The 403-nt window shown below is 67.0% G+C and carries 1 protein-coding gene; it reads right to left on the bottom strand.

Annotated features, from left to right (window positions below; genetic code table 11):
* The coding region (locus tag JMJ55_RS30515) for a hypothetical protein (protein ID WP_202829357.1) at positions 1 to 403 on the bottom strand (403 nt) is incomplete at both ends.

The raw sequence follows: 403 nt of genomic DNA, 5'->3' as shown, positions 1-403 counted from the left end.
CCAGCCAGCAGGGTGAATCAAATTTCGAGGCCGAGAGGAATCCCCAATGACTCCGATCGGTCAGATTTTGCTCTAGTTCGCCGGTGGCGGTCCGCTCCCGGCGGCGGTGCTCGAGCACGGCGCCCTGGAAGGCGCGGAATTCGGGCACCCGCATGAAGCAGACCAGGTAGCCGCCATGGGTCAGCTCGGCGTGGCAGGGGGCGCAGATCAACCACCCATGCTCGGGCTTGTTGAGGCTCCGATGGAAGAAGTGGTCGAACTCGGCTCCGGGCACCACCCGGCCGGCCTCGGTGAGAACGCGCTCGCGCAGGCAACAGGGGCATTGACCGCCGAAGGGCTCGGCCGCCACCGCCTTGACGATGATGCTCCGCCCCAGCCCGGTGAACTCCAGCCGGTTCCCCAG

The sequence above is a fragment of the Belnapia mucosa genome, from assembly GCF_016775475.1.
Taxonomy (GTDB): Bacteria; Pseudomonadota; Alphaproteobacteria; order Acetobacterales; family Acetobacteraceae; genus Belnapia; species Belnapia mucosa.
This window is presented reverse-complemented; position numbering and strand designations above follow the sequence as displayed.